This is a genomic window from Snodgrassella sp. (assembly GCF_024103505.1).
Lineage (GTDB): Bacteria > Pseudomonadota > Gammaproteobacteria > Burkholderiales > Neisseriaceae > Snodgrassella > Snodgrassella communis.
Map to the genome: position 1 here is coordinate 173782 of NZ_JAGGIJ010000002.1, position 14902 is coordinate 188683.

13 protein-coding genes are annotated in these 14902 nt (G+C 46.2%); 6 read left to right on the forward strand and 7 right to left on the reverse strand.

Annotated features, from left to right (window positions below; all coding sequences use genetic code 11):
- Positions 1 to 161 precede the first annotated feature (161 nt).
- The 3 genes from J6578_RS03645 to J6578_RS03655 are packed head-to-tail and all read right to left on the reverse strand — an operon-like array spanning position 162 to position 6121.
- Positions 162 to 1664, reverse strand: a complete 1503-nt coding sequence (locus tag J6578_RS03645; protein WP_100139500.1) for an efflux transporter outer membrane subunit — start codon at positions 1662 to 1664, stop codon at positions 162 to 164.
- Positions 1661 to 4861 (reverse strand): efflux RND transporter permease subunit, encoded by a 3201-nt coding sequence (locus J6578_RS03650; RefSeq protein ID WP_093092597.1) that lies wholly within the window; start codon positions 4859 to 4861, stop codon positions 1661 to 1663. The genes J6578_RS03645 and J6578_RS03650 overlap by 4 nt, the downstream gene beginning before the upstream one ends.
- Positions 4862 to 4873: 12 nt before the next feature.
- A complete protein-coding gene (locus tag J6578_RS03655) occupies positions 4874 to 6121 on the reverse strand; it encodes an efflux RND transporter periplasmic adaptor subunit (protein WP_037406795.1) in 1248 nt (415 codons plus the stop codon).
- Positions 6122 to 6432: 311 nt separating this feature from the next.
- Here J6578_RS03655 and J6578_RS03660 point away from each other — a divergent pair, with 311 nt between their 5' ends.
- Positions 6433 to 7062: a TetR family transcriptional regulator gene (locus tag J6578_RS03660; protein WP_287953916.1), complete on the forward strand. Its 630-nt coding sequence runs from the start codon at positions 6433 to 6435 to the stop codon at positions 7060 to 7062.
- Between the two features lie 107 nt (positions 7063 to 7169).
- Here J6578_RS03660 and J6578_RS03665 read toward each other — a convergent pair whose 3' ends face one another.
- Entirely contained in the window at positions 7170 to 7622 is a 453-nt protein-coding gene (locus J6578_RS03665; RefSeq protein ID WP_037406790.1) for a universal stress protein, read from the reverse strand.
- A gap of 174 nt (positions 7623 to 7796) precedes the next feature.
- On the opposite strand from J6578_RS03665, the gene J6578_RS03670 reads away from it, so the two are divergent.
- Together J6578_RS03670 and J6578_RS03675 are read left to right on the forward strand one after the other, a co-directional pair.
- The gene (locus tag J6578_RS03670) at positions 7797 to 8228 is read left to right on the forward strand and encodes an acyl-CoA thioesterase (protein ID WP_239363722.1); all 432 of its coding nucleotides are present in this window, start codon (positions 7797 to 7799) and stop codon (positions 8226 to 8228) included.
- Positions 8229 to 9131, forward strand: a complete 903-nt coding sequence (locus J6578_RS03675) for a tyrosine-type recombinase/integrase (protein ID WP_239363720.1) — start codon at positions 8229 to 8231, stop codon at positions 9129 to 9131. It begins immediately after the preceding gene.
- Positions 9132 to 9543: 412 nt separating this feature from the next.
- Here J6578_RS03675 and J6578_RS03680 read toward each other — a convergent pair whose 3' ends face one another.
- Positions 9544 to 10056: a ClbS/DfsB family four-helix bundle protein gene (locus J6578_RS03680; RefSeq protein ID WP_093092587.1), complete on the reverse strand. Its 513-nt coding sequence runs from the start codon at positions 10054 to 10056 to the stop codon at positions 9544 to 9546.
- 46 nt (positions 10057 to 10102) lie between these two features.
- On the reverse strand, positions 10103 to 11248 hold the full coding sequence (locus tag J6578_RS03685) for a methionine aminotransferase (RefSeq protein ID WP_100149378.1): 1146 nt from the start codon (positions 11246 to 11248) through the stop codon (positions 10103 to 10105).
- Between the two features lie 139 nt (positions 11249 to 11387).
- Between J6578_RS03685 and J6578_RS03690 the strand changes: the two genes are divergently transcribed.
- The 3 genes from J6578_RS03690 (at position 11388) to J6578_RS03700 (ending at position 14483) form a co-directional block, all read left to right on the forward strand.
- Positions 11388 to 12128, forward strand: coding sequence for a carbonic anhydrase (locus J6578_RS03690; protein WP_287953917.1), 741 nt, complete (start codon positions 11388 to 11390; stop codon positions 12126 to 12128).
- A gap of 552 nt (positions 12129 to 12680) precedes the next feature.
- A complete protein-coding gene (locus J6578_RS03695) occupies positions 12681 to 13205 on the forward strand; it encodes a DJ-1/PfpI family protein (protein WP_287953918.1) in 525 nt (174 codons plus the stop codon).
- Between the two features lie 246 nt (positions 13206 to 13451).
- On the forward strand, positions 13452 to 14483 hold the full coding sequence (locus J6578_RS03700) for an AI-2E family transporter (protein ID WP_093092579.1): 1032 nt from the start codon (positions 13452 to 13454) through the stop codon (positions 14481 to 14483).
- Positions 14484 to 14570: 87 nt separating this feature from the next.
- Here the strand turns inward: J6578_RS03700 and J6578_RS10290 are convergent, their stop codons facing one another.
- Positions 14571 to 14873 carry a YobI family P-loop NTPase gene (locus tag J6578_RS10290; RefSeq protein ID WP_353846653.1) on the reverse strand — a complete coding sequence of 101 codons (303 nt, stop codon included), beginning with the start codon at positions 14871 to 14873 and terminating at the stop codon, positions 14571 to 14573.
- Positions 14874 to 14902 lie beyond the last annotated feature (29 nt).

Sequence of the window (14902 nt, forward strand, 5' to 3'; positions counted from 1 at the left end):
AAATGTTGCTGTTAAATCAGGCATTGGCTGCTATAACCTTGTCCGTGCACTGGCTGACTGATACCTTCAGATGGTAGCCAGTGCTATATTTTCAGCCACTGCTCGCGCTGCTAAAAGGATAGCTGGAACAATGCAGCCAGCCATCCTGACTGAGGTCACAATTACTGCACCGTTGTCGTTGTGGTGGTAGTTGTTGTGGTTACGGTGGTGTTTGCAGCTGGTGCTACAGTTTGCTGGTTGAGACCACCGCCCAGTGCTTTATAGATATCAGCACGGTTTTCCAGCAGGGTTTGCTGGGTGCGGAGCAATGCCTGCTGGGCTGCGTAGCTGTCGCGCTCGGCGTCTAGCTGTTCCAGTGAGCTGGCAATGCCATGTTTATAACGCAGCTGGGTGAGTCTGTAACGGTTGGTTTGTGCCTGCTCGCCACGCAGTTTCGCTTCATACTGCTTTTGCAGCGAATCGCGTGCTACCAGTGCATCAGCCACATCACGGAAAGCAGCCTGTACTGTTTGCTCATACTGTGCCACGGCGATGTTTTTACGTGCAGTAGCTAAATCCAGATTGCCTTTGTTTTGCCCCCAGGTGAAAATCGGCAAGGTAATCTGCGGTGTGAAGCTCCATGTACGATTTGGGCCATTGAACAGATGGCCAATATCATTGCTGCCAGAACCAATGCCACCAATCAGGCTGATGCGCGGGAAAAATGCTGCCCGTGCTGCACCAATATTGGCATTGGCGGATTTAAGTGCAAATTCAGCTGCACGTACATCCGGCCGCTGATACAGAATGGTAGACGGCAAGCCTACCGGCAGTTCGGCATTAACAAACTGGCGGCTTAATGGTGCTGCTGCGGGCAGGTCATCTGGTAATGGTTTGCCTACCAGCAGGGTTAAGGCATTATGCGCCTGATCACGTGCCTGTTTGGCGGCTGCATAATCTGCGCGCGCGGCTTCAATTTGCGCTTCGGCTACATCGACTTCTACCTGTGAAATCACACCCGATTTGAATTGCAGATCGGTCAGGCGTTTGCTTTCTTGACGAGATATCAAGACACGATTGGATAAGTCCATTTGTGCCTGAGCGATGCGTTCATTAAAGTAGGCTTTGGCCACGCTGGCTATCAGGCTGATTTGGGTGGAATCGCGTACCTGTTTCTGCTGGAAATACTGATTCAGAGCTGCATCAGACAGGCTTTTCACCCGTCCGAATAAGTCCAGCTCGAATGCGGTAACACCCAAACCAACATTATACGATTCAGCAATATAGCTGGTTTGCTGGCCAGTAGCGTCACGCATGGCACTCAAATCCCGCGCAACACGGGAACGGCCGCCATTGCCGGTAGCAGCCAGCGCAGGCAGACGATCGGCGCGCTGGATAACGTATTGGGCACGTACAGCTTCTACGTTTAAGGCAGCCACACGCAAATCACGGTTATTGGTCAATGCCAGACTGATAATCTGTTTCAGGCGTTCATCAGCAAAATAATCCTGCCAGCCCAGATTAGCCGCCGCTACAGCACCAGCCAGCTGGTTGTTGGCAGCTGCACGGGGGAAAGTTTCTGCCATTTCTACTTGTGGCTGGTGATAGCGCGGTGCCATTGAGCAGGCAGACATTACCCCGGCTGTTAATACAGCCAGCAGGGTAGGTTTTACTAGGTGTTTCATGCTTTATCCTCTTTGTCTGTCTGTACGGTCGCGCTGCCATCACTGTTTACGGTAATGGGCAGGTTTTTGCTGTTATCAGGCGTATGGCCACCTTTATCGTTCTTTTGTCTGCTGAACAGGCTACGTACAGTTGAGTAGAACACGGGCACAAAGAATACGGCCAGACAGGTACCTACTAACATCCCCCACAATACGCTGGTACCAATTGCACGCTGACTGGCAGAAGAAGCGCCACTGGCAAAATACAACGGTACTACACCCATAATGAAGGCGATAGAGGTCATCAGAATCGGGCGGAAACGCAGGTGCGCAGCGGCCAGCGCAGCTTCCAGTGGCGATTTGCCCTGCTCTTGCAGCTCTTTGGCAAATTCCACAATCAGAATGGCGTTTTTAGCACTCAAACCAATCACGGTAATCAGCCCCACCTGAAAATAGACGTCGTTTTCCATGCCACGCAGCCATGTGCCCAATACTACGCCAAGCAGACCAAGTGGTACCACCAGCATAACAGACAGTGGGATTGTCCAGCTTTCATACAGTGCGGCCAGACAGAGGAATACCGCCAGCAGGGAGAACATATAGAGGACGGTAGACTGGTTACCGGCGTCTTTTTCCTCTTTGGACAGACCTGTCCATTCGTAACCAAAACCATCAGGCAGTTTGCTGGCCATTTTTTCCATTTCGGCCATGGCATCACCAGTACTGTAACCCGGAGCTGCATTACCGGTAATAGACATGGCGGTATAGCCGTTATAGCGGACTGTTTGCGCCGGACCGGTGATCCAGTGGGTTTTCATGATGCCAGACAAGGGAACGGGTTGTCCCTGTGCATTGTTAACAGTGAGTTTGCTCAGGTCTTCCGGTGTCATGCGAGAGGCTACATCGGCCTGTACAATCACGCGCTGCATACGCCCTTTATTCGGGAAGTCGTTTACGTAATTGGAACCCAGTGCGGTACTCAGTACGGTGGTGATATCACCAAATGAAACACCTTGTGCATTAGCTGCATCACGGTCGATATCAATCTGTAATTGAGGTTCGTCTTCCATGCCATCCGGACGTACCTGTGTCAGCACTTTACTTTCACGCGCCATGCCCAGTAGCTGGTTACGTGCTGCCAGTAATGCTTCATGGCCTTTACCACCACGATCCTGTAGGCGGAAGCTGAAACCGGTACTGGTACCGAGTTCAGGGATGGATGGTGGCACCAGTGCAAAGATATAACCATCACGAACTGAACCCATCATGGCACCGGTAATGCGTTTGGCCAGTGAGTTGGCACTGTGTTCTGCGCCGTCACGCTCAGACCAGTCTTTCAGTACCAGAAAGCTCAAACCTACGTTCTGCCCCTGACCAGTCATACTGAAGCCCAATATTGATACCATATTTTTCACTTCAGGCTGATGGAGCGTGAAGTCTTCCATTTTCTTGAAGGTATCCAGTGTACGATGCTGGGTAGCGCCCGGTGGTAACTGAATCAATCCAATAGAGTAACCCTGATCTTCTTCCGGCAGGAATGAAGTCGGCAGGCGCCCCATCACAAACAGTGCACAGCCGGTAAGAATGGCATAGATGATAAACATGCGCACACTGCGATGCAGCATGTATGCTACTTTGGATTCGTATTTTTTGGTGCCACTGTTAAATTTGCGGTTAAACCAGCCATAGAAACCTTTTTTCTCGGCCTCGTGTTCGGCAATCGGCTTGAGCAAAGTGGCACACAGAGCCGGTGTCAAAGACAGTGCCAGAAAAGCAGAGAAGAAGATGGCCACTGACATAACGATAGAGAACTGGCGGTAAATATTACCGGTAGAACCAGAGAAAAACGCCATCGGGATAAATACAGTAATCAGTACCACGGTAATACCTACCACGGCGCCGGAAATCTGTCCCATGGCTTTTTCGGTAGCCGGTTTGGGCGGTAAATGCTCTTCCGCCATAATACGCTCAACGTTTTCCACCACCACGATGGCATCATCGACCACAATACCGATTACCAGCACCATGGCAAACATGGTCAGTACGTTAATTGACAGACCGGCAACATACATGATGGAAAAGGCACCCAGCAAGGCAATCGGTACCACAATGGTCGGAATCAGGGTGTAGCGGATATTTTGCAGGAACAGCAGCATTACCAAGAATACCAGTACGATGGCTTCTACCAGTGTATGTACCACTTTTTCAATAGAAATACTTACAAAAGTAGAGCTGTCATACGGAGCAGACCAGCTCATGCCAGCCGGAAAATACTTCTGCAAATCAGCCAGTTTGGCCTTAACGGCATTGGCTGTTGCCAGTGCATTACCTTTGGAGGTTAGCTGAATACCGGCACCTACCACGTCTTTACCATTCAGACGCGCACCAGTAGAGTAATCCTGTTTACCCAGCTCTACCCGGGCAACGTCTTTCAGGCGTACCAGCGAACCATCGGTATTGGCCTTGACAATAATATTTTCAAACTGTTCAACAGTTTTTAGCTGGCCGGGAACGACGATGGTCGCTGTGGTCTGAATATTGTCAGGAGATGGCAAGGCGCCCAGACTACCGGCAGAAATCTGCTGGTTCTGTGCCGCCACCGCAGCATTAACAGCGCCCGGTGTCAGATTCACGCTGCGTAATTTGTCTGAATCCAGCCAGATACGTATGGCACGTTCGGAACCGAACACCATTACGTTACCCACACCGTCAATACGCTGTAATTCCGGCTGAATGTTACGTGCCACGTAGTCTGCCATGTCTGCCGGTGTCAGGTTGGGATTATCACTGGTATACATGGTTACCATCAGGAAGTTACTGCGTGATTTGGCAATCTGTACACCAGTCTGTTTCACCATGGCAGGCAAACGCGGCTCTGCCCGAGACAAGGCATTCTGCACATTCATCTGGGCGATATCGTCATCGGTACCCGGATAGAAAGTTAAGGTTAATGTACCTGTACCATTGGACAGTGATTTGGCCTCCATATAATCCAGATTTTCCAGACCATTCATCTCACGTTCAATACGCGACAATACAGTATCTTCAATAGTCTGGGCATCGGCACCCGGATAGGCAATGGTCAGGGTAATGGAAGGAGGTGCTACAGTCGGATACTGGGCAACAGGTAGCTTGGTAATACACACTATACCGGCAATGATGATGAACAGTGCCACCACCCATGCAAAAATCGGTCGGTTAATAAAAAATCGTGACATATTACATATTCCTTACTTGGCCTGAGAGGCAGATGCCGCAGAGGCCTTAGGTGCAGAGGCAGCCTGAACAGGAGCTGATGCCTGAACAGGAGCTGCTGCCGGAGCATTGGCTGATGCCGGTTTCCACGGCTGGGTCTGAACTTTCTTCGCACCGGTTAATTGCACCAGTGCCAGTCCATCCATTGCTACTTTATCACCAGCGCGCAGACCACCGCTGATTACCCAGTCTGTGCCTTTTTGCTGAACAACGGTTACCGGACGAATAGCCAGACTGCCATCGGCATTAACCACAGTAACAGTATCACCGCTGGCGCCACGGGTTACCGCTTGCTGAGGCACCACAATGGCATTCTGGATTTCAGCCTGCGGAATTTCTACCCGCACAAACTGGCCTGGCAATAACATATCGTTATCATTTGGAATTTCGGCACGTACTTTAACTTCGCCCGTGCCCTCATCCACAGTCATATCGGTAAACAGCAGACGACCTTTTTGCGGATATTCACTGCCGTCATCCAGCTTGATGGCTACTTCCACAGCACCATTGATGGTTTTCATTCTGCCCGCGGCAATATCCTGACGGATTTTCATCGCCTGTGTCGCCGTCTGGGTCAGGTCAACATATAAAGTATGGGTTTGCTGAATCAGAGCCAGTTTAGTAACATCATTCTGGCCAACCAGTGCACCTTCAGTAACCAGTGCCTTACCAATGCGTCCTGAAATCGGCGCACGTACATATGCGTAGCCAACATTAATCTGTGCAGACTTAATTGCAGCCTGTGCACTGTCAATTTGTGCATGTGCCAGACGCTGTTGGGCAATCGCTTGATCAAATTCCTGTTTACTGATGGCATTAGCGGCTACCAGCGGGCGATACCGGGCAACATCGGCATCAGCTTTCGCTGCATTGGCCTGTGCTGTAGCCAAACTGGCGCGCGCAGATTGCAGGGAGGCCAGATAAGGCGCATTGTCAATTTGGAATAATGGCTGCCCTTGTTGAACATAGGTGCCTTCTGTAAATAAGCGTTTCAGCAAAACACCGGCTACACGGGCACGCACTTCTGACTCGCGAATCGGTTTTAAACGGCCAGTCAGCTCGGTATCTATAGTTACCGTTTGCGGACGTACAGTCAGTACACTGACCATTGGTGCTTGTGGCGCTGGTGCATTTTCTTTTTTGCCACAGGCAGCCAATGCCAGCGCACTGGCAAGTACTATCGCACTGATGCGCCATTTATCTGCTCTTCGATTCGTTCCCATACTCACCTCAATATGTGCATATATACTTAAAGATTAAATGAATTTTTACTCTGCTGTGCTAAAAATATGACACAAATAACGCCAGTATCGACACCACAGGCAGCCAGAACAGAAACTTCAGGCAATCTGCGATGCGACAACAGACGATTAAATAAAAATGGCTTTACGCTGCGCATTATACATGCAACAATGTATGTATACCAGATGTAATAAATTTAATACTTTAGTTATTTTAATCAAAAAAACCTGTGCTAATCTGGATTAAATACAGATTTGCCTAAATTTAATTTACAGATTAACGGAAATTTATTATGCGCAAGACCAAAGAGGAATCCCTGCAAACCAAAGAGGCTCTTATGGCTGCGGCATTGGACATTTTTTATCGGCGTGGCGTCAGCCGAGCTTCGCTACAGGAGATTGCCAGCGCAGCCGGTGTCACCCGCGGTGCTTTATACTGGCATTTCAAGAATAAAGAAGACCTGTTTGATGCATTATTCCAACAATTTTTCAGTAAATTGAGCGAGCAGCTACAACATGACATCGACACCAGCTCCCCGAATGCATTAAACAACCTGATGCAGGCATTAAAACAGATGTTTCAGCGCATGGCGGCTGATGATAATTACTGTAAATTCTGTTACATACTGCATCTGAATTGTGAACATACCGCCGACAACAGTGCCATAGTCGCATTGTTGCAAAAATACCAAAATTTATGGTGGCAGAACTTGTGTGCTGTGTTTCAGGTGTGCTGTCAGCAACATGTTCTGCCCGCAAATATCAATATCCAGCAGGCTGCCCTGTACTTTCAGGCACTGTTCATGGGGCTGACGAACTTATGGCTAACAACTCCGCATACCATAGATATAACCAGCATCGCACCCAATTTTATTAATATTGCGCTTGAGTCACTGCAACATAATCCGAATCTGCGCCAATGACTTACTGGCCATATAATAAGGTGCACATGCAGCAATGCCAGACAGCATCTAGTTCTGGCATTTACCTACTACACTGTCTGGTCTGACTGATAACTGCGGACAGCTAATTAATCATCATCCCGTACACGTAATAACATCACGGGAATATCAGACTGGCGTAAAACACCTTCCGCAACTGAACCCATTAAAATATGCATAAAACCACTAAAGCCATGGGTACCCATCACCAGTAAGTCTACATTGTGTTCAGTAGCTTCCTGAATCAGCATATCGGCTATCTTGTCACCGGCACTTTCCACCACCTCAATTTCATGATGTAAGCCAGATTCTTTAAGCAATTTCTCAGCCTGTTCCAAACCTTTCTTACCAGCTGCATTTACTGCCTTGCGTACTTCTTCAGAAGGCAACGCGCCAACACCACCCCAGCTAAATTGAGCCAGATCCACAACATTAACCACACGCAAGACAGCATTACATAATCTGGCCAGCATAATTGCTTCCTGCAATGCACGCATGGCGGCTGCGCTTTCATCTACCGGTACCATAATTTTGTGATACATCGTGATTCTCCCTGCTCAACAAACATAATCCTGTTCGTAAGAAACTGAAAAACAGCTATATAACCAGAAAAATACTGACAAAGCTTAGCACAAATTTGTCTGTTGCAAACACCGGCCAGCCCAGGGCATTGTAAAACCTGTTACTATCCAGCCTAAATTAAGTAAGGATAATCCATGAGCCGCATTCATATCGAACCACCTGAACACTGGTTATTTCATACCTGCATCAGTGTACATATCGGCGATATTAATTATGGTAACCATCTGGCCAATGATGCCATACTGCGCCTGTGCCATGAGGCACGCCTGCGTTTACTGGCGTCTTTAGGCTTCAGTGAGATGGATGCCGGTGGCACCGGCCTGATTATGCTGGATGCGGCACTACAATTTCAGGGACAGGGTTTTTATGGTGATAAACTCGACTTTGATTTGGGGATAACCGACCTGAACAATACTGGTTTCGGTCTGGTTTACCGCATTCGCCGAACCAATGATGGCACAGCCATTGCCATGGTAAAAACCAATATGGCCTTTTTTAACTACCAGCGCCAGCGTATCAGCCGTACACCGGAAATTTTTCGCAACGCCCTTGCCCAGAGTCATTAAATGCAGCCAGCACCTTCTCCGAACTGGATACTGTGGAATGAATTTTTCCAGCACCTACAGCAGCGCGGCTTATCACCGTTAACCAGCTCAGCCTATAACCGTGATCTGATTCAGCTAAGTCAGATTTTGCCCGCTAACCTTACCTCCACCGGCATTACTCGCCTGCATCTGGTTGGCGCACTGAAAAAGCTCAGTGGCATGGGTGATAAGCCTGCCTCACTGGCACGCAAACTGAGCACATGGCGCACTTACTTTAATTTTCTACAACAGCAGGGGCAAATTACCACCAATCCTACCAGCAACATTAAAGCACCCAAAGCAGGCGCACGCTTACCCAAAGCAGTACCGGCTGAAAAACTCAATCATGCTTTTGACCAGCCCACGGCCAACGATCCCTTATCGCTGCGTGATCAGGCTATCTTCGAACTGCTGTATGGCAGTGGTTTACGCTTGGGCGAACTGGTACAACTGGATTTACACCACCTGATGCTGGATGAACACTGGGTACATGTGCAAGGTAAAGGCAACAAACAGCGTCAGGTTCCCTTAGGCCAAAAAAGTATCGCAGCCTTACAGCGCTACCTGCCCCACCGATACGCAGTTGCCGGCGAAAACGCGGTATTTACCAGCCAGCGTGGCACACGCCTGAGTGCACGCCAAATTCAGAATCGCCTGAATGTCTGGTCGATTACCCATAGCAGCGACCGCCACCTATCTCCGCATATGTTGCGGCACAGTTTTGCCAGCCATGTGTTACAAAGTGCTCACGATATCCGTGCCGTACAAGAGCTGCTCGGCCATAAATCTATCAGCACCACCCAGCAATACACCAAACTGGACTTCAACCATCTGGCACAAATTTATGACAGCACCCATCCACGCGCCAAACGTCGTAACAAATAACCGTTTAATATCTGAACCTGCTTATACTTAGTTAAACCCAATCCATAATCGCCATTATCACTTTGCTGAACATGCTGGGACAGTTATTCCCAGAGCAAGAGATACTGCTTATCAGCAAAACTGCCCAAAATCATTCTTTAATCTGGGCAACGTTGCATCAATGGCAATGGTAGATACACACAAATCCACATCAAATATGCCTTTATAATTATTCTACAGCATTGGATATTACTTCCCCTGTGCTCACTGATCTGGCCGTTTTCATGACCACAAAGCGCATGAAAAATTAGGGTTTAAGTATAGACTTGTAAAAAGAAAAAAATATACTTTTCAACTCGATTGTTTCAGCTATTTGCCATTATTTATTAACCAGTCAGACCTAATTAAATTCCGCTTAAAAAAACTGAACAACTCAACTACCAAGTTTTTTAAGTAATGCCGTCAATCGACCGGACGCATTTTTATACGGAGAAGATGTATTCAGTTGAATCATTCGTCCTCGCGTGTATTTACCATACCAAGTAACCTCATATAAAGCTTCATTACTAAAGCCTTCAATAAGCTTGATTATGTCATTTTTATTTTTGTCCAAAAGACGAAGTAACGCATTATAATCATTTATATTTTTGTAGTCATAATAAAATTTCTGCGCTAATTGTCCTAATTCATTCCACTTAAAACCGACTTCAGGAAAAATGATTTCCTGCCCTTTCTCTTCCTGAACATGCCAAGACAATACTAATTCTCCCCAGCCAATTAAATAAGAAACCAATTGTGCCACACTCATCGTACTGCCTTTAACATGTCCTTGCATAAGAGGTTCAAATGCCTTTTGCGCAGGAACAGACATCAATTTTTTGATTAATAATGCATAATTCTTATTTATCGCTTCTATTAATTCATTTTTGGATTCAGGTATTGCCACAGTCTCCTCCCAATGGTCTATTCTGCATATTTCTAACTATTCTGTTCTATACCGCGCACAATAATTCTACTGCCTGTTGCAGCGTTTCCTGTTGCTTGGCAAAACATACCCGCACACACTGCTGGCTAAAACCATCATGATAAAATGCTGCCAAAGGTATCGTCGCCAGCCGGTGCTGAATCACTAGCTCACGCACAAACTCATTTTCTGGCGCAGAACTGATGGCACTGTAATCCAGCACAATAAAATACGTTCCCTGAGGCACATACACCCTAAAGCGCGAATCATGCAAACCGGCCAGCAGAAAATCACGTTTCTGCTGGAAAAACCGGCCTAAATTTTCATAGTGTGACGCATCGGCCAGATAATCAGCAATAGCATACTGCGTGGGGGTATGCACACTAAACACATTAAACTGATGTACTTTGCGAAATTCTGCCATAAGTGCCGGCGCAGCCACACAATAACCTACCTTCCAGCCAGTTGCATGTAACAGCTTGCCAAATGAACCCACAACAAAAGTCCGCTCGCGCAGCAATGGATGTCTTAACAGAGTTTGTGGCTGAATATCATCAAAAACCAAATGCTCATACACCTCATCACTTAGCACAAAAATATTATGGTTCTGCACCACCTCAGCCAAAGCAGCAATGTCAGCCATACTGAATACCCGACAGGCCGGATTATTCGGATTATTCACAATAATCAGCCGCGTACGCGGCGTAATTAATGATTTAACATAATCCCAGTCTACAGCAAATTCCGGTGCAACCAGTCGTACCGGTCTCATCGTGCCACCAAACAAAGTTACCGCGGGCGCATAACAATCATAAGCGGGTTCAAAACTGATTACCTCATCACCCGGGCGAATCAATGCAGCAATAGTCGTAAAAATCGCCTCAGTTCCTCCCGCAGTAACCGTAATTTCCTGCTCAGCATCAACAAGCAGCCCATGCACCCGCTGGAACTTTTCCTGAATGCGCTCACGTAATACGGCCACACCAGTCATCGGCGCATACTGATTAGTACCGGCACCTAAATAACGCTCAACCAACCCGATTAACTTCGGATCAACCGCATAATCTGGGAATCCTTGTGACAAATTCAGTGCACCATGTTCTGCCGCCAGTGCCGACATCACACTAAAAATTGTTGTCCCCACCGCAGGTAACTTAGAATCCAGAGTCAACATCACTCACACCAGAAAAAAGAAACATAATATGGCGACATGCTTAAATTAACAATAAATTTATCTTTCGCAACAAAAATAGTACAATTAATTACCTAATATGAATAAACCAAATAACTAATATACTAACAACACTCACATCATGAAAAAAATCATTTTAGTATTATGTCTTAGCCTTGGTCTGACTACCTCAGCCGTGGCCGAACATGCCCACTGGAGTTATCAAGGCGATAACGCACCGGAAAACTGGGGAAAAATAGCTGATGCGCATACTTGCGCCACTGGTAAAACCCAATCGCCGATTGACATCTTTGCCAGCAAAACCAACCAGCAATTACCCAAACTGAAATTTAACTATCGTCATGCCAACATTAACAAAATAGCCAACCACGGCCATTCACTTCATTTTTACTTTGGCTCAAACAGCACCCTTACCTACAACAACACAGTCTACACACTGGTTCAGTTTCACGCCCACGAACCAGCTGAGCACACCATCAATGGTGTACGCTATCCGCTAGAATTACACTTTGTCCATCAGGCAGCCGACCACAGTCATCTTGTAGTTACCGTATTTGTAGAGGAAAGCAAAGAAAACTCCTATTTTGAAAAAATGGCCATACTCAAAGAACTGGCCAAAAATAGTAACCAAAACACCAACATCTTATTCAATCCGGAACAACTTTACCCGCACAACCGTAGTTACTACCGCTATACCGGCTCACTCACCACCCCGCCATGCAGCGAATCAGTAACATGGATATTATTCCGGCAACCCATTACCCTGTCGAAAGCAGAAATCGAAGACATCTCCCAATATTTGGCCAAAAATAATAACCGCCCTATCCAGCCACTGAACAACCGCATTATCGAAAACAACTAAATCTACATAACTTACTAACAGTCAGGCCTAACCACATAACGCCTGACTGTTTTAACTATCTGATACTAGCCACTTCCTGCATATCGACCAAAATATTGGTTTACTAATTAAATATTTCCATACCAACAACAATTTCAGAACCACCTCCTCAATCAACCAGTCGCCCAAAATAATAACTGGCTGTTCGACATATTAGCGCGTGGATCAACCATAATACCCACCACATCAAAAGCCCTCACAGCAACTGTGGCAACAACAAGGTTTCACACCCAGCCTCACCATCGACAACCAATAAAAAATATTATCCCTATTTAGGTAAAACCGTATTCGGATCTGGCCGCAATATATATTTCAGCCTCAAATTATCATCCTGATTGCAACATATTCCCTATCCACCAGCTCAGATAAAAATCATTCGGGCAGACCTAATTACAACAATCCCCTTAATCACCTGATAAATTAACCAGCCATCAACCAGAGAAAATGTTATTCTATTTACCAATCAAACTACTTAACTCGGACAACAGGCTTTCAGTGTCCCCAGAAAAACACATGCAAATTACCACACTACTCTATCCAAATTTTGAAACACTGGATGTATTTGGTCCTGTAGAAATATTTGGCAAAGTACCAGATTGGAATATACAGTTTTACACCCAGAACGGCGGTCCAGTCAGCAATCAGGATGGCGTGTGCATTGCTACCGAAAGCTTTACTGCCATCCCGGCAAATATTGATACACTTTTTATCCCCGGCGGACAGGGCGCCCGCATCCTGATTCAACACACCGATTTTATAAACCAGCTAAAGTTACTGGCGCAAAAAAGCCAGTATGTACTAACCGTATGCACCGGCAGCGCCCTGCTGGCCAAAACAGGATTACTCAATGGACGACGGGCAACTTCCAACAAACGTGCCTTCGATTGGGTAAAAACCTCATCATCACAAACCCATTGGGTAGAAAAAGCCAGATGGATAACAGACGGTAAATACTATACCTCTTCCGGCATCAGTGCCGGCATGGACATGGCCTTAGCATTCGTACAAGACAGAGTCGACAAAAATACCGCCCAGTAAATTGCAACCAGAATCGAATATCACTGGCAGCAGAACAGCCAGCAGGATGAATTTTGTCCAAAATAAAGCACAGCCACCCTAACAGCAATAGCTAAATAACACATAAAGCATTATCATATTGGAACAGAAAATCACCCACCTGATTTATCCGTAACCCGAGCCTTTTCCATTTACACAGAATAACACCAGCCTGCGATACCATAAATACCCCCAAGCAGCCCAGTCAGAGCTAACTAGGAATAAACCATGCTGTTAAACGAGCAACAAAAAATTGGCCTGTTTTTCGTCGTACTGTATTCAATATTTTTCATCATATTTATGCAGACACACCTCATGTCCGGGGTTATTTCTGGCTTACTCACCTATACCCTTACCCAGAAGCTCGAAGATTTTCTGGCCAGAAAAATGCACCGCTGGGGTAACAAAGCAAAACTGTTTTCCGTATTACTGCTCTCACTGCTCATCATGGTTTTACTGATTGGCAGCTTTGGCTATCTCATCAGCTGGGTCATCAGCGTAGCCAAAGACCCGCAACAAACCCTCACCCACATTCAAAACCTATTTAACAGCATAGCCAACTCCCTGCCTAAAGAACTGAGTAATTATCTGCCTGATAACCTGATTGAGTTACGTGCCAACGCGCTAAACTTCATCAAAGAACATGTCCTATATCTTCAGTCAGTAATCAAACAACTATTCCACTCACTACTTATCATCATCATCGGCATGATTATCGGCTTAATAGCGGGCTATCAACAAAATAAACGCAACATCACCGAGACTTCCTCCACTTCCACCATCTACATGCAGGCACTAAAAGACGGTCTTGACCGCCTAATACTCGTATTCCAGTACGTCGCTTTCTCGCAAGTCATAATCGCCCTGTTTAACACCATTATGACTGCTATCTTCCTGCTTGTTGTCTTACCCCTATTCGGCATCCATCTGCCATTTAGCAAAAGCCTGATACTCGCCACCTTTATACTTGGCCTGATACCCATCATCGGTAACCTGATAGTTAATACCATCATGTGTCTGGTGGCCTTTACCATCTCATTCTGGATTGCCGTAATCGTACTGGCATACCTAATCATTATTCACAAAGTCGAATACATACTGAATGCCAAAATAGTAGGCACCAGAATCCATGCCGGCATCTGTGAGCTACTTATTGCCATGGTACTGTCCGAAACCCTGTTTGGCGTAATCGGGCTGGTATTTGCGCCTATTTTCTATGCTTTTCTGAAACTATCGCTAAAACAGCTCAAACTTATCTAATCCCGCTATACACCTGACAATAAAAATCAGCATCAATGATTTTTAATCACCGCAGTACTCATAGCATTCAGCATTAGATAACAGGGTCTAAAAAGACCCTATAAAAACTTTTTGTTTTAACTCTGGCCTGCATCTTCGCGTTTGTTTGCCTATTTGAATACGTTTAATCTGCTTCCTATACAACTCAATCAAGCTGCTTTTAATCGAACCATATACGCCTGATATTGCTACATTTCTGACATATTCGTATTCAAATACATAATCGAATGCTGCTTGATAAGCATCTGAATCTACATCAGTATAAGGGGTGAATTTCTGATACTCATATTTTTTCTTTTTTTGTCTATCAGCAAAATTTTTCTGCTTATTTGGATTTATTGTGTTCCGAATCCAATTCCATTCCCTTTAAAATACTTCAA